Genomic DNA, 16237 nt, shown 5'->3' with positions numbered 1-16237 from the left:
GGTGCGAAGGATATGCCAGTCCGGCGGGGGTGTTTTCCTGAATGGTGTATCGATCGGAACGGGGTGTCAGACTGTCTGGAGTGTCGGCCTGAAGGGTGCCCCGCAGGTGTGCCTGACCGCCGGATAACGGTGGTAGCTTGGCAGCGAAGGTCAGAGTACGTTGACCTCCATGGAGAGGGTGATCCCGAATTTCTGCTGGACGTCGCAGATGATGCGGCGGGCCAGGTTCAGGATCTCCTGTGCCGTAGCGCCGCCCAGATTCACCAGCACCAGTGCCTGACGCGGGTGAACGCCCACAGTGCCGCAGCGGAATCCTTTCCAGCCGGCCTGGTCGATGAGCCACGCGGCCGGCACCTTGACCTCCGTTCCGCCGTTGCAGTCGTAGCCCGGCATGTCGGGGTGCTGCTGTCGCAGTGCAGCGGCCTGTGCGACCGGGATGACCGGATTTTTGAAGAAACTGCCGGCGTTGCCCGTAACGGCTGGGTCGGGCAGTTTGGCCTTACGGATGGCGGTCACCGCCTGTCGAATGTGGGCCAGCGTGGGGCCGCCGAGTTCCATCACCCGATTGTGTAAATCTCCGTATCCTATATTATAGGTATATTTCCCAATTTCCTCCGGCGTGAGTCGGAATTCCACCGCCGTGACGATCGCACGGCCGCGCAATGCTCCCTTGAAAATCGACTCGCGATAGCCGAACGCACACTCCGAACCTGACAGACGCACCGTTTCGAGGGTCTCGGCATCCAGATACTCGACCGTCTCGATCGTATCTTTCGCCTCGGCCCCGTAGGCGCCGATGTTCTGAACGGGCGCCGCGCCGACCAGACCCGGAATGGCCGACAGGTTCTCCAGTCCTCCCAGTCCATTTTCCACCGTCCATGCCACCAGATCGTCCCACACCACGGCGGCTTCGGCCCGCACGAGGGTCGGTTCGGGGCGGGTGATGGCCGTTGCGGCCGGGTGGATGATGACGCCCGGGAAATTTCCGGTCAGGATAATGTTGCTGCCGCCGCTGAGCACATACCAGGGGAGGCTGCGTTCGCGGCAGGTGAGCAGAATGTCACGCAGCTCGTCCGTGGAGCGGAATTCGGCCCAATATCGGGCCGATGCTTCGAGGCCGAACGTGTTGTAGGAGCGAAGTGCGAAATTGTCGATAAAATTGGTCATCTTGTCGCTTCGAGTCGGATTGTTTGCACAAAATTAAAAATAATACCTAACTTTAAACTCTGTTATCACCATCGAATTTTCGAGCTATGTTTACTCAGAAAGATTTGGCACAGCTGACCAGCCGAAACATAGAGCCGGCGCGGGTCGAAGAACAGTTGGAAGCGTTCCGCACGGGCTTCCCCTACCTGACGATCGACCGGGCTGCGGTGGTCGCCGACGGTATCGTCAAACTCGATCCCGAAAAGGCCGTCGAACTGGCCGCCATGTACGGAAAGTCGGTATGCCGTCTGACGGTGGAAAAGTTCGTACCCGCCTCCGGTGCGGCCTCCCGCATGTTCAAGGATCTGTATGAATACGTGGGCGAAAACAAAGCCAGCACCATGATCGAAACCGTTCTCTCGGGGCTGGAAAAATTTGCCTTCTATGAAGATCTGGCGGCTCTGAACATCAATATGAAAGATCCGAAAGCCGTGATCGGAGCCATCATCGAAGGTGATCCCGCGGCCGGAACCGGTCTCGGCCTCGGCAAGAAACCCAAAGGACTCATCAAATTCCATAAATACGCCAATGGCGGACGAACCGCCATGGAAGAACACTTGGTCGAAGTGGCCCTCTACGGCGGCAATCCCGCCCGTATACACTTCACCGTGTCGCCCGAACACATGGACGACTTCAAACGGTTGGTCGATGAACGCATCGGAGCCTTCTCGGCCAAATATGGAGTCGAATACGAAATAACCTACTCCATACAGGAGCCCTCGACCGATACCGTGGCTGTGAATCCGGACAATACCCCCTTCCGCGAGGGAGATGCCCAAACCGGCGACATCCTGTTCCGTCCCGGCGGTCACGGCGCGCTGATCGAAAACCTGAACCGTATCGATGCCGACCTGATCTTTATCAAAACCGTCGACAACGTGGTTCCCGATCATCTGAAAGGCGATACCGTCCTCTATAAGAAAGCGCTGGCTGCCATCGCTCTCGAATTGCAACAGCAGATATTCTCTTACCTCAAAACCATTGACGGAGGGGGTGAAAAGGCTAGCGACGCCGCTTTCCAGGCTGACGTGCGCCAGTTTATCGAACAGAAACTCTGCTACCGGTTCCCGGCCGATGCGCAACCGACGCTGGCCGATCTGCGTCGCGTGCTCGACCGCCCGCTGCGCGTGTGCGGTATGGTGCGCAACGAAGGTGAACCCGGCGGAGGCCCCTTCTGGGCACAGACCTCGCTCGGAATCCCCGGCGCACTCTCGCTTCAGATCGCCGAATCGTCGCAGATCGATCCCGCTGTGCGCAAAGAATTGATGGGAGGCGGTACGCATTTCAATCCGGTCGACCTGGTGTGCGCCGTTCGGAATTTCCAGGGAAAAAAGTTCGATCTCACACAATATATCGACAAGAAAACCGGTTTTATCTCCGAAAAAAGTAAAGAGGGTCGCAGTCTGAAGGCACTCGAACTGCCCGGACTCTGGAATGGCGCAATGGCCGACTGGACGACCGTCTTCGTCGAAGTGCCCATCACGACCTTCGCCCCGGTCAAAACCGTAGCCGATCTGCTGCGTCCGCAACACCAATAAGCTCAGTTTTCGCCGTACAGTGTCGCCGCTCTGTCCACGACGGACCCGCGCGGCGCCGGATGGAAAACCATCGGAAGAAACCTTCAGAAAGAAAAAATATAAACCACAGGGGTCATGGAAAACAAACTGCAACAACTGACTGAAAAACTGTATAACGAAGGGCTGTCGAAAGGGCGTGCCGAAGCCGAAGCCATTCTGGCCAAAGCCCACGCCGATGCCGAACGAATCGTAGCCGAAGCGCAGGACAAAGCCCGGGCCATCGCTGCACAGGCCGAAAAGAGTGCCGAACAGCTCAAAACCAACACCGAAAACGAAGTGAAGCTCGTGGCCGCTCAGCTCAAAAGCGCACTCCGTCAGCAGATCGAGCGAATGGTACAGTTGGAAGTCCTCTCGCCCAAAGTCTCCGAAGCATGGCGCGACAACAGCTTCATCCAAAACCTCGCCGTTACGGCCGTGCAAGCCGTCGGAACCGATAAAGGTCTGAGCGTCGTACTGCCCGAAAACCGCGGAGCCGAACTCGTCGAAGCCGTCAAACAGGCCCTCGCCGAACGTCTCGGTGCCGACGGTGGAGTCGAAGTCATCACCGACGCCAAAGTGCGCGTACCGTTCCGCATCCAGGTGAAAGAGGGCGGCTATTACGTCAGCTTCACCGACGCCGATTTCGACGCCCTGTTCCAGTCCTACCTGCGTCCGAAAGTGGCGCAACTGCTCTACGGAGAGGCTGCAAAATAGGCGCCTCGCGCACGGACCCGACCATCCAAACCCATCAGTAAAATCAGACGTATGCAATACTATTATCTGGTCGCGGGACTGCCCGAGTACCCCTTCGATATTGACGGCATCGTCACCGGGGGGCTGCGCATCGACGTTCCCGAGATCAAAAAGCAGATCATGGGCGCACTCTCGCCCCAGGATCGACGAGCGGTGGAATTGCTCTATACCTACTACGATATAGAGAACATCGTGGGATACATCAAAGGGACCAAACTCCCCTTCAACGAACTCGGCAACCTCACCCCGGCCGATATCGCCCTGCTGGTCGACCGCACCGTGGAGGGGCAGGACGGAGCGTCGCAGCTCCTGCCCGAAGAGCTGGCCGAACGCGAACAGGCACTGGCCGTACCGAGCGCCCTGCGACTCGTGATCGACCGGTTTCGGAACCGGACGAACGCCGATGAGATCAATCCTGCAACCGAAGAGATCGCGCCGCTCGCTATCGAAGACCTCGAGCGCGAACTCTACCTCAGTTTCTACAAAACCTGCGGAGCCGTGTCGGACGGCAAGGGATTTTCGCTCTCGGACCTCTGTCCCCGCCGAGCCGTGCCTCTGTACCTGCGCATGTGGGCCGATTGCGACCGCATGACGCGGAACATCGTGGCTGCCTACAAGTCCCGTCAGCTCGGACTCCCGGCCGAAGCCAAAGAGTCGATGATCGTCGAAGAAAACCGCGAAGTGCGTGAAGCCCTGATCAACAGTCAGGCTGCCGATTTCGGGCTGAAAGATCACTTTATCTATACCGAACCCCTGCTTCAGGTACTCGACACCGAAGATTTCGTGGAACGCGAACGCAAGATGGACGAACTTCGGTGTGTCATGGCCGACTCCCTGGCTGAACACGACTATTTCGGCATCGGACGCGTCATGAACTACCTGATCCGACTCAATATCCTCCATCGTTGGGCTTCGCTCGACACCGAACGCGGACGCACGAACTTCCGCGACATGGTGTCCGGACTGACCGATCCCGAAAAGATCGCAGCGTCCGTCGGAGTTCAATACTAATCCCTGTCTGTCCCCGGTGGGCCGGTAATAAAGACGGCCGTACGGGGGACGAGAGAGGGGAGGCCACGGAGAAGGAGAAGGTGAAAGGGACGAGAGGGCAGAGGTGCGTGGTGCGGAGGAAAACAATGCAGACGGCAATGTGTACGGGATTGAAGCTGACGTGGGGGATGTCCGAAGCCGCAAGGCATGCAGTCATTCGAGATGAATGCAGTGAGAGAGGGTGAACGTGTGGGGCCAACCAAAAACGGCGAGAAGGGGACTGGTGAACGGAGAGGCTTTTGGAGAATGGTCCGAAAAGGCATTGAAGAGGGAATACCCCGTGTGAGCAGTGGAAGTTGCCGAGTGGAAGGGGCAAGCCTTTAGAAGGCAGCGAAATTGTGTGAGGGGAAGAGTGGATGGGGTTGGTGGAGAAAGGCTGGAGGGTGCAGGAAAGGGCTGGCGAGGTAGAATAAGGCCCGCGAAACTGTCCGGCGTGCACCTGCGATTTACGGCTGAGATACAATCCCGTCCGGTACCCGATGCAGATCTTTCTTGGGCTCAAACCGCTGCTCCCGACAAACCGGTAACCTCCGGAGCCTGTCTGTTGCTTCGGCACAGAGCGTCTCTCCGAGGCGGAAGCCTCACCCCGCGTGAGGCATACAACAAGCAAACGACAACAAAAAGTAAAAACGACCATAAATGAAAACAACGGGCGAAGTAATCGGCATCATTGCCAACCTGGTGACAGTCAAGACTTCCGGTCCGGTGTCGCAGAACGAAATCTGCTACATCCTGATGGACGGCGGTGTCCGGCTGATGGCCGAGGTAATCAAAGTGAACGGCGACAACGCTTATGTACAGGTATTCGAAAGCACCCGCGGTCTGCGCGGCGGAACCCGCGTCGAATTCGAAGGCCACATGCTCGAAGCGACCCTCGGGCCGGGTATCCTGACCCGCATCTACGACGGTCTGCAAAACGACCTCAAAGCCATGGAAGGCGTATTCCTCAAACGCGGCGAGTACAACGACCCGCTCGATTTCGAGTCCCGGTGGGATTTCACCCCGCTGGTGGCTGCCGAAAATCAGGAAGTGCGCGCCGGCGACTGGCTCGGCTGGGTGCCCGAAGGATGGCTACAGCACAAGATCATGGTGCCCTTCAAGATGGAAGGAACCTACCGGCTCAAGTGGATCGCACCCGCCGGTAACTACAAAATCACCGATACCGTCGCGACGATCGTCGACGCCGACGGCGGCGAACACAACATCACGATGATCCAGAAATGGCCCGTGAAGGTGGCCGTTACGGCCTACAAGGATAAACCGCGTCCCTTCAAAACCATGGAGACCGGTTTCCGCGCCATCGACACCTTCAACCCCATCGCCGAAGGCGGTACCGGCTTTATCCCCGGCCCGTTCGGTGCCGGTAAGACCGTGCTGCAGCACGGGATCTCGAAACAGGCCAATGCCGACGTGATCCTCGTGGCCGCCTGCGGTGAACGTGCCAACGAAGTGGTGGAAACCTTTGTCGAATTCCCCGAACTCGACGACCCCCGCACCGGCCGTAAACTGATGGAGCGTACCACCATCATCGCCAACACCTCCAACATGCCCGTGTCGGCTCGTGAAGCCTCCGTCTACACCGCCATGACCATCGGCGAATACTACCGCGCCATGGGTTATAAAGTGCTGCTGCTGGCCGACTCCACCTCGCGTTGGGCACAGGCCCTCCGTGAGATGAGTAACCGTCTGGAAGAGTTGCCTGGTCAGGACGCTTTCCCGGTGGACCTCTCGGCCATTATCTCCAACTTCTACGCCCGTGCCGGCTTCGTCTTCCTCAATAACGGGGAGACCGGTTCCGTCACCTTTATCGGTACCGTATCGCCCGCTGGCGGTAACCTCAAGGAACCCGTGACCGAGTCGACCAAAAAGGCAGCCCGATGCTTCTACGCCCTCTCGCAGGGACGTGCCGACTCCAAACGCTACCCCGCCATCGACCCCCTCGAAAGCTACTCGAAATACCTCGAATATCCCGAAATCATCGAGTACCTCGACAAAAACTACGGCGACGACTGGGTAACCAAAGTGCTCGCCTCCAAATCGATGGTGCAGCGCGGTAAGGAAGCCTTCGAACAGATCAACATCCTGGGCGACGACGGTGTGCCCGTCGAGTATCACGACCGTTACTGGAAATCCGAACTGCTCGACTTCATCATCCTGCAGCAGGACTCGTTCGACCCCACCGACGCCAACTGCCCGATGGAGCGTCAGGTTTACATGTTCAATCTGGTGATGGACATCTGTGGCCGCACGTTCCACTTCGACGACTTCGAAGCGTGTGTGACTTACTATAAACGTCTGATCAACGAACTGCGGCAGATGAACTTCTCCGCCTTCGAGAGCGACGACTTCAAACGTCACTACGCCGCCGTGCAGGATATTCTTAAAGAACAACAGAACTAACAGGATATGGAGACTCAAGGATTTCAGAAAATATATACCAAACTGTCGGCCATCACCAAGGCCACAGTGACCCTGAAAGCAGAAGGCGCCGCCAACGACGAACTGGCCACCGTGGCCGGACGTCTGGCGCAAGTGGTGAAGGTGGCCGGCGATAGCGTGACCCTCCAAGTCTTCTCCGGAACCGAGGGGATCCCGACCGACGCCGAAGTGGTCTTCCTGCACCATCCCCCGATGCTCAAGGTAAGTGACGAACTGGCCGGGCGCTTCTTCAACGCCTACGGCGAGCCGCTCGACGGTGCCCCGATCGAAGGCGAAGAACGCGAAATCGGCGGTCCGACCGTCAACCCCTATAAACGTAAGCAACCCTCCGAACTGATCGCCACCGGTATCGCCGGTATCGACCTGAACAACACCCTCGTGTCCGGACAGAAGATCCCCTTCTTCGCCGACCCCAACCAGCCCTATAACCAGGTGATGGCCATGGTCGCCCTCCGTGCGCAGGTCGATAAGATCATCCTCGGCGGGATGGGCCTTACGAACGACGACTACCTCTACTACAAAAACGTCTTTGACAACGCCGGCGTGCTGGACCGTATCGTCTCGTTCGTGAACACGACCGACAATCCCCCGGTGGAACGTCTGCTGGTGCCCGACATGGCGCTGACCGCCGCCGAATACTTCGCCGTGGACAAAGGCGAGAAGGTGCTCGTGCTGCTGACCGACATGACCCTCTATGCCGACGCGCTGGCCATCGTGTCGAACCGTATGGACCAGATCCCGTCGAAAGACTCCATGCCCGGTTCGCTCTATTCCGACCTGGCCAAGATCTATGAAAAGGCCGTGCAGCTCCCCAGCGGCGGTTCGATCACCATTCTGGCTGTGACCACCCTGAACGACGGCGATATTACCCACGCCATCCCCGACAACACAGGTTACATCACCGAAGGTCAGTTGTTCCTGCGTAACGACGCCGAAATCGGGAAGGTGATCGTGGACCCGTTCCGTTCGCTCTCGCGTCTGAAACAGCTCGTGATCGGCAAGAAGACCCGCGAAGACCACCCGCAGGTGATGAACGCTGCCGTGCGTCTCTACTCCGACGCCGCCAACGCCCGCACCAAACTCGAAAACGGTTTCGACCTCTCGGACTACGACCAGCGTACCCTCTCCTTCGCCAAGGAGTACTCCGAACAGCTGCTGGCCATCGACATCAACATCGACATCAACCAGATGCTCGATACCGCGTGGAAACTCTTTGCCAAATACTTCTCGCCCAGCGAGGTGGCCATCAAAGAGTCGATCCTCAAGAAATACTGGCCCAAAGTGGATGCCGGGCGCAATGTGAAAGCAGCGGCCGCCAAGACCGGCGATGCGCTCGAAGCCGCTCCCGAAAATTAAACGTCCGGCAGAACCCGACCGGAGGGCGTGACCGGACGGAACCCCCGTCGTCGCGCGCCGCGGTCTGCCCCGAATGACGGATAACAACCAGGGAAGAGAGATGATAAAATTTCAATATAACAAAACCGCCCTCGGCGAGCTGGGTAAACAGCTCACCATGCGGCAGAAGGCTTTGCCCACCATCAAGAGCAAAGAATCCGCCCTGCGCTCCGAGGTCAAAAAGGCCAAGGACCAGATGACCCGCCTCAAGGCGAAACTGGACAAGACCATGGCCGAGTATGACTACATGGTGCAGTTGTGGGGCGAGTTCGACCGCTCGTTGATCGAGGTCAAAGACGTGAAATTCGGCACCCAGAAGATTGCCGGCGTCCAGATCCCCGTGCTGGAGGACATCCAGTACATCGAGAAACCCTACAACCTCTTCAGCGCTCCGCTGTGGATTGCCGACGGGGTGCGGATTCTCAAGGAGCTGGCCCGCCTGGGCGTCGAGAGCGACTTCTACCAGCGGAAGATGGAACTGCTCGAAAAAGCCCGCAAAAAAACCACCCAAAAGGTGAACCTCTACGAAAAGGTGCAGATCCCGGGCTATCAGGAAGCGATCCGAAAGATCAAACGCTTCCTCGAAGACGAGGAGAACCTCTCCAAATCGTCGCAAAAGATTGTTAAATCCAGACTTGAAGCGGAGGCAGCGATATGATAGAACCGATGATACGGTACGACCTGTTGTTGTACCACGGCGATGTGAAGCCCTTTATGGAAAAGCTCCGCGAGTTGGGCATGGTCGATATCACGCTCCGCGACTGGGACGCACCCCAACAGGTGCGTGACCTGGTGGCCGAGTCGGATCGCTATCGGACCGTCTGGCAGCGTCTGGGCTCCATCAAGCCTGCCGAGGCTGGCGATGGGCAGAGTCCCGAAGCGCCGTTCGACACCGTAGCCCAGGCCGTCGAAGCCTATGAAGCGGCCGCCGAACGCATCGACCAACTCGAAACGATGCGTGCCAAAGCGACCGCCGAACTCGACGAACTTGCCTTGTGGGGTGAATTCGATCCCGACGAAATCAAACGTCTGCGCGAGCAGGACGGTATCGCGCTGCGCTTTTTCGAAGTAGCCACCAAACAGTACAACTCCGAGTGGGAACGTGACTATGCCATTCAGGTCATAGCGCAGACCGCCGGCGGAGAGACCTACTTCGTCGTGGCTCAGCCGACCCCCGTCGGCACCCTCCCCGAACCGCTCGACCTGGGCAGTGCCGTGGTCGAACTCAAAGCCCCCGAGATGAGTTTCTCGCAGAAAGAGGCCCAGATCGAAGGTTACCTGAAGGAGGAGGCCGAACAGCAGGCCACGGTGGCCCGTGCCGCTTTGTCGCGCGATGCCATCTGGGCCGACTACCTGAAGATGAAAGACCAGGTCATGTTTGACGATGCGGTCAATGCCGGTGAATCCTTCGCCGATGGAACCATCAAAATCGTCGAAGCGTGGTCCGTGGCTCCCAACCGGCAGCAGGTCGAGGCCTTCCTCGATGCCGAAGGCGTGATCTACGAATCGGCTCAGGCCAAAGCCGAAGAGAATCCGCCCATCAAACTCAAGAACCACTTCTTTGCCCGTCTGTTCGAACCGATCGGATCGCTCTACATGTTGCCCAAGTACAACGAGCTGGATATGACGCCCTTCTTTGCGCCTTTTTTCATGCTCTTCTTCGGGATGTGTTTCGGCGATGCCGGTTACGGGCTGCTCTTCATCCTGGCGATCGTACTGCTGTGGCGCAAGATCCCGGTCAAGTTCCGCGACTTCGCCTGGCTGGCCCTGTTCTTGAACATTGCGGCCGTCTTCTTCGGCCTGCTCACCGGAAACCTTTTCGGTCTCGAACTGGCCAAGATGCCTGCGCTCGTTGAGTTCAAACAGTATTTTGTGTCGAACGACAACATGTTCAACGTGGCTGTCGGACTGGGTGCCGCCCAGATCCTCTTCGGCCAGATCGTCCGCATCTTCAACCGTACCAAACAGAATGGCAGCTTCCTCTACGGGCTTTCGACGCTTGGGTGGGTCATCCTGATGATCAGCGGTATTCTGGTGCTGCTCGGCGTAATACCCGGAACGAGCATCCTTTTCTACGTGCTGCTCGCCATCGCCGGAGTGCTGATCTTCTTCTTCAACTCGCCCCACAAAAACCCGTTTATCAACGTCGGGGCCGGTCTGTACAGCTGCTACGAAATGGCAACCGGCGTGGTCGGCGACCTCGTCTCTTACGTCCGGCTGTTCGCCATCGGCCTCTGCGGTGCGATCATCGGGCAGGTGTTCAACGCGCTTTCAGTCGGTCTGAGCGGCAATATCCCCGTACTGAGCTGGATCTTCATGGCCGTGATCCTGTTGATCGGTCACGGACTGAATATCTTTATCAGTGCGCTGGGCGCCTTTGTCCATCCGGTGCGTCTGACCTTCGTGGAGTTCTACAAGAATGCCGGCTTCGAAGGCGGTGGGCGTAAATTCACCCCCTTCAAACACGCCGAAAAGTAACGCACCGGGGGAGTGCGGGGAGGCAGGTTCCGGGTGAGTCGGCGTTATTCCGACTCCTGGAATCGAACCACTCCCGACCCGTTGCACGAAATGAAAAATTAAACAAACAAATAAAAACCCAAAAAACAGAAAACAATTATGGAACCAATCTTGCTTGCTTATCTCGGGATCGCGATCATGCTGGTCTTCTCGGGTATCGGAAGTTGCTACGGCACGACCATCAGCGGTAACGCCGCAGTGGGAGCCATGAAAAAGAACAAAGGGGCTTTCGGTAGCTACATGATTCTTTGCGCCATGCCTTCGACTCAGGGTCTGTACGGCTTCCTGGGCTACTTCCTGCTCAAGGGCTTCCTCGTTCCCGAAATCACCATGGCACAGGCAGCCGCTATCTTCGGTGGCGGTCTGGCGCTGGGACTGGTGAGCCTCTGGAGCTCGTATCGTCAGGGCCAGGTGGCTGCCAACGCCATCACGGCAATCGGTAACGGTCATGACGTGTTCGGTAACTCACTGATCCTGCTGGCATTCCCGGAACTCTATGCCATCCTCGGTGTGGCTGCCGTCTTCTTCATCAGCACGGCTATTTAATTTAGATAAGATAAACAAACAACTTTTTGACGGGGTCTGTCCTTTGATGAGGGCAGACCCCAATTTTTTACAGGGATAAATTTCTATGAAGGTAATAGGTGTACTCGTTCTTTATGGATGCAGCCCCGTGTAAGCATATGGGGTGTGAAATAATGGATATTTGGTCGTGAATCACTGCTTGTAATATTCGGTCGCCGTTTCGGCGATGATCCGGGTGTCGTTCAGCTGCACTCGCTCTGAGGCGACGGCTATTTTTCGACGTAAGGTTTCAAAGTCTCCCATTTTGTATCGAATTTACGTATATTTACAGTAAGCGAAAACCTGTGGGTTAATGACCGGCCAACACCCAGCGAGCGATGGGGACTGAGAAGTCTGGATCACCAGCGCAGGTTTAGTCAGCTCGCATAAAGCCTCCGATCTATTCGGAGGCTTTATTTATTGTATATTAGTATCTTGTCGGTGATCTTATCCCGAAGTTTCGTATATTTGCAGTAAGTGATTTCCCTGCGGGTGTAAGTGCTTACGTACCCTTGTGAGTGATGGGTGCCTGAGACGGCTGGTGAACCAGCGTAGGGGATTATGAACTCATCTAAGCCTCCGATTTATTCGGAGGCTTTTTTGTTGTACTCCAAGTAACTTTAGTGATGTTTCTTGAGGTTTTGTATATTTGCAATAAGCGAACGTTTGCGGTTAATCGAATCGGCCAGCACCCAGCGAGCGATGGGGACCGACTAAAGTCTGACACGATAACAGCGCAAACCAAGTCAGCTCGCAAAGACCTCGGTTATTCCGAGGTCTTTTTGTTATAGATTAACAATTCCCTCCTGTGGTTCGCCTGTACGCTTTTTTTGCCATCAAAGGGAACCAGGTCCGGACTTCATTTACTTTCCCACCTGCAATTTTACAGCATACGACAACAACCGAATCTCGATAATAGCGAATCAAGGTATAATTATCGTAGACGCTTTCCCCCGTTTCGTATTGAGCCACACTTCGTCCGGCGCGGTCAGGGTCTCGATCATGGCTAGGAGATACTCCACCCGTCCGGCATGGCTGCCGGTCGTATGCTTCTTCCAAATACTGTATTAGGAAATCCGTCTGTTGCAGGCAGACTGTAACTTTGCCTGCTTGCATGTGAGGAGTTGGACTAGAACAACAATAAAATGTGATCCGAAAAGAGTGAGATGCTGTGGTAAAAAAAGGGTATTTACGATATTATACAAGTGGCGCCTATTCTCCAAACGAACAGGCGCCCGGCGTATGGATTTCAGATTAAAAAGCGTGAAGTGCGGTGGTTCGTGTCTGTTTGATAAACAGAGTGATACCGGAAACCATAAGTGGCGCGATGGGAAAAGCCTACGCTCAACAGGGATCGGCCGTGAGAGGGTATTTCTAGTCAGACTGTGAAAAACCGTTGTCCTAACCTCCTAATAAAGAGTCGTCCCGGTCGCCCTCTCGGTCATTATTACTCTCTTTCAGTCTCTCTCGGTTCCTCTCTCAGTTTCCTCCCCCCCCGGACTCTGCATTCCGTTACTGGGCCTTGCTGAGGCTTTCGATAGTCTGGAGCAGGGTCTTGTCTTCCGGAAGCATGTAGTAGTAGAATGCCGTTTCGTCGAGCGAGGTGTTGCGTCCGATGTATCCTTTGATTTGGGCCGTGATGAGCGGGCGCGACAGGCTCATTTCCGATTCGGTGGGGCGGACGCCCTGACGCTCGGCATAGGCCACAAAGTCGTAGAAAAGGTTTTTGTCGGCAAAGAAACGGTCGAGCTCGTCGAGACTCTTGATAGCGTTAATCTGGCTGCGGTAGCGGTCGGTAGTCTGGCTGGCGTAGCGGAAGATCAGGTTTTTCTGAAAGAGTTTCATGAAGTAGGGGGTCAGCCCGGTGGTGTCGACCGGCACAAAGACGTCCGGCATGATCCCACCGCCGCCGTAGACAATCTTACCGCCGGGGGTGACGAATTTCAGTGAGTCGGCCATGTGGATACTGTCGGCGGTGAAGAGTTCGGAATGGGCTTCGCGGCGCAGCAGCTCGGTTTCGTACTCCTCCTCTTCGCCCGGCGTATAGGGTTTCTGGATCGAGCGTCCTACGGGCGTATAGTAGCGGGCGATGGTCAGTCGCATGGCCGAGCCGTCGAGCGGGTAGGGTATCTGTTCCTGAACGAGTCCTTTGCCGAAGGAACGACGACCGACGATCACGCCGCGGTCGTTGTCCTGGATGGCTCCGGCGACGATTTCAGAAGCAGAGGCCGAGTTCTCGTCGATCACGATGGCCAGATCGACGTCCTGGAAGCGTCCGCGTCCGTCGGCGTTCTGGTCAACGCGCGGCGATGCGTTGCCTTCGGTATAGACGATCTTACGTCCTTTGGGCAGAAATTCGTTGGCGATGAAAATGGCCTGGTCGAGGTAGCCGCCGCCGTTGCCGCGCAGGTCGAGGATCATTTTACGGGCTCCCTGTTCGCGCAACCGGATCAAGGCGGCCAGCACTTCGTTATAGGTGGAGGCGGCGAAACGGCCGAAGCGGATGTAGCCGATGTCGCGATGGCCCGGCACGAGGAATGCGGCTTCGAGGCTCTTCAGGGGGATGGCTCCGCGGACGACGGTAATGGGCAGCAACTCTTTCGACGGGGCACGCAGGATGCCGAGTTTGACGCTCGAGCCGCGTTCGCCGCGCAGCATGCTGACCACTTTGTCCTGATCCATCTTCACGCCGGCGATCAGGCTGTCGTTGACGGTGATGATCCGGTCGCCGGCCACGATACCAGCCGCGTCACTCGGGCCGCCCGAGATGACGTTAGTGATCTGCACGGTGTCGGTCAGCATGTTGAACATCACGCCGATTCCGTCGAACGATCCGGTTAGGGGTTCGTTCGTAGCGGCGAAGTCGCTGGCGGGAATGTAGACCGAGTGGGGGTCGAGTTCCTGCAGCAGCAGCGGCAGGGTCAGTTCGGCCAGCGAGTCACGGGTGATGGGATCGACGTAGCGTTCTTCGATTTCGCTCAGTGCCCAACTCAGTTTGTCGCCGCGGCGGACTTCGGTGTAGGTGTCGCGCAGGGCGGCGCGTTCGAGCATGATGCCCAGGGCGGCGCCGATCAGCAGGGCGGTGACGATAAACAGACTGATGCGTATGGAGGTTTTGTAGTTGCTCATGACGGTTCGTGGAGGTTGTTTTGCGCAAATGGCGCGAAGTCGCGCCAAATATAGTAATTTTGCACCGATTTATCCCGTTTACGTTATGGTTAAAGTTTCGGTCATCACGGTAGTTTGGAATGCAGCGGCGGAGCTCGAACGGACGCTGGCGAATCTTGCGGCGCTGGATCGTTCGGCTGCGGAGTTGGAGGTGCTGGTGATCGACGGAGCTTCGACCGATTCGACGCCGCAGGTTATGAAACGTTATGCGGAGTTGATTTCGTATGGCGTGAGCGAACCCGACAGCGGGCTTTACGACGCGATGAACAAGGGAATCCGTGCCGCAACGGGCGACTATCTGTGGTTCGTGAATGCCGGTGACACGGTGTTCCGGACCGATGTGCTGACCCGTATTTTCGGGGCGGACTCTCCGGTGGCCAGCGTCGGGCCGGCCGACATCTATTACGGCGAAACGCTGGTGGTGAGTCCCGAAGGCGAGGTGCTCGGGCTGCGCAAGAAGCGGCTTCCGAAGGGGGGACTGACCTGGCGGTCGCTGGAGCGGGGAATGGTGGTGTGCCACCAGTCCTTTATCGTGCGGCGGTCGATCGCGCCGCTTTATGATACGGAACGGTACCGGCTGGCGGCTGACATCGATTGGGTGATCGAATGCCTGAAACGGGCCGAACGGATCGTTGACACGGGGCTGATCCTGAGTTGTTTCACGACGGGCGGCGTCTCGACGCGCCGACGCCGGGCCAGCCTGCGCGAACGGTGGCGGATCATGCGGCACCATTACGGCTTGTGGCGCACCGGTGTGGCTCACGTCGGTTTTGTGTGGGGCATGCTGCTCGACAAACTGTTGAGGCGCCCGGCATACCGCCCGTGCAAACCGGTGTCGAAATTGCAGTAACCGGGGGGCGTTTCCTGAGCTCGGAACGGTCGGCAGCCGCGGTGGACGTATAAACGGATTTTTCCGACGGGGCTTGGTGGCGTTCCGGAAATAATCATAACTTTACAGAATATGTTGACAGCGAAAAAAAAGAGACGCGAAAATATAGCAGAGTACATTCTCTATCTCTGGCAACTGGAGGATATGTTGCGGGCGCTGGAGTTTTCGCCCGAGAAGATCTATTCGACCCTGGTGGAGCCGCACCGGGAACTGGACGACGAGCAGCGTCAGTCGCTCTTTTTCTGGTACATGGATATGGTCAACCTGTTGCGGACCGAGGGCAAGGAGAAGGCCGGCCACCTGGAGCATACGCTGCACCTGATCGCCGATCTGAACGACCTGCACCTGCATCTGCTGCAGGCCCCTGTGGGGCGTGAGCAGGGCTACGTCAAGGTGTTCGAAGCGCTGGCGCCGGAGTTGCCCCGGCTCAAGATGGCCATTGCCCGAGACAGCAGCATGGCGGCTGACGAGATCAGCGATATGGAGGCTTGCTTCCGGGCGCTGTATCTGGCCATGTTGTACCGTTTGCAGGGTGCGACGGCCGGTGAGCAGAAAACCAAAACCACCGAGGCGGCCGAACGCTACATCCGCGACGTGCTGGAGGTCGTTTCGCCGGTTGTGGCACGGCTGGCTGCGATTCACCGGGCGGCCGAGCGGGGCGAACTCGACCTCTATAAAGACAAGGCTTAGCAGAGCCGGC

At 57.2% G+C, this 16237-nt stretch carries 11 protein-coding genes and 1 pseudogene; 10 read left to right on the top strand and 2 right to left on the bottom strand.

Translation table 11 applies throughout. The features are described from left to right. Positions 1–150 precede the first annotated feature (150 nt). Positions 151–1167, bottom strand: coding sequence for a UDP-N-acetylmuramate dehydrogenase (gene murB, locus BQ5379_RS04040; protein WP_071134250.1), 1017 nt, complete (start codon positions 1165–1167; stop codon positions 151–153). Positions 1168–1253: 86 nt separating this feature from the next. Here murB and BQ5379_RS04035 point away from each other — a divergent pair, with 86 nt between their 5' ends. From BQ5379_RS04035 to BQ5379_RS04000, 8 genes and pseudogenes are all read left to right on the top strand, one after another. Then, positions 1254–2744 carry a DUF4301 family protein gene (locus BQ5379_RS04035; RefSeq protein WP_071134249.1) on the top strand — a complete coding sequence of 497 codons (1491 nt, stop codon included), beginning with the start codon at positions 1254–1256 and terminating at the stop codon, positions 2742–2744. 114 nt (positions 2745–2858) lie between these two features. Beyond that, the gene (locus tag BQ5379_RS04030; protein ID WP_071134248.1) at positions 2859–3476 is read left to right on the top strand and encodes a hypothetical protein; all 618 of its coding nucleotides are present in this window, start codon (positions 2859–2861) and stop codon (positions 3474–3476) included. A gap of 51 nt (positions 3477–3527) precedes the next feature. After that, complete coding sequence (locus BQ5379_RS04025) at positions 3528–4526, top strand: DUF2764 family protein (RefSeq protein WP_071134247.1); 999 nt, start codon at positions 3528–3530, stop codon at positions 4524–4526. A gap of 678 nt (positions 4527–5204) precedes the next feature. After that, complete coding sequence (locus tag BQ5379_RS04020; protein WP_071134246.1) at positions 5205–6965, top strand: V-type ATP synthase subunit A; 1761 nt, start codon at positions 5205–5207, stop codon at positions 6963–6965. A gap of 6 nt (positions 6966–6971) precedes the next feature. After that, a pseudogene (locus BQ5379_RS04015) lies at positions 6972–8285 on the top strand (V-type ATP synthase subunit B); the annotation flags it as partial. A 175-nt stretch (positions 8286–8460) separates the two neighbouring features. Continuing rightward, positions 8461–9057, top strand: a complete 597-nt coding sequence (locus tag BQ5379_RS04010; RefSeq protein WP_071134245.1) for a V-type ATP synthase subunit D — start codon at positions 8461–8463, stop codon at positions 9055–9057. Next, positions 9054–10877 (top strand): V-type ATP synthase subunit I, encoded by a 1824-nt coding sequence (locus BQ5379_RS04005; protein ID WP_071134244.1) that lies wholly within the window; start codon positions 9054–9056, stop codon positions 10875–10877. The genes BQ5379_RS04010 and BQ5379_RS04005 overlap by 4 nt, the downstream gene beginning before the upstream one ends. A 138-nt stretch (positions 10878–11015) precedes the next feature. Beyond that, the gene (locus BQ5379_RS04000) at positions 11016–11462 is read left to right on the top strand and encodes a V-type ATP synthase subunit K (protein WP_071134243.1); all 447 of its coding nucleotides are present in this window, start codon (positions 11016–11018) and stop codon (positions 11460–11462) included. Between the two features lie 1530 nt (positions 11463–12992). Here the strand turns inward: BQ5379_RS04000 and BQ5379_RS03995 are convergent. Continuing rightward, positions 12993–14609: a S41 family peptidase gene (locus BQ5379_RS03995; protein WP_071134242.1), complete on the bottom strand. Its 1617-nt coding sequence runs from the start codon at positions 14607–14609 to the stop codon at positions 12993–12995. An 85-nt stretch (positions 14610–14694) separates the two neighbouring features. Between BQ5379_RS03995 and BQ5379_RS03990 the strand changes: the two genes are divergently transcribed. Next, positions 14695–15498, top strand: coding sequence for a glycosyltransferase family 2 protein (locus tag BQ5379_RS03990; protein WP_071134241.1), 804 nt, complete (start codon positions 14695–14697; stop codon positions 15496–15498). 111 nt (positions 15499–15609) lie between these two features. Then, entirely contained in the window at positions 15610–16227 is a 618-nt protein-coding gene (locus BQ5379_RS03985) for a DUF4924 family protein (protein ID WP_071134240.1), read from the top strand. Positions 16228–16237 lie beyond the last annotated feature (10 nt).

This window comes from Millionella massiliensis, assembly GCF_900104655.1.
Taxonomy (GTDB): Bacteria; Bacteroidota; Bacteroidia; order Bacteroidales; family Rikenellaceae; genus Rikenella; species Rikenella massiliensis.
The sequence above is the reverse complement of the archived record's forward strand: the minus strand, read 5'-3'. Positions and strand labels throughout refer to the sequence as shown.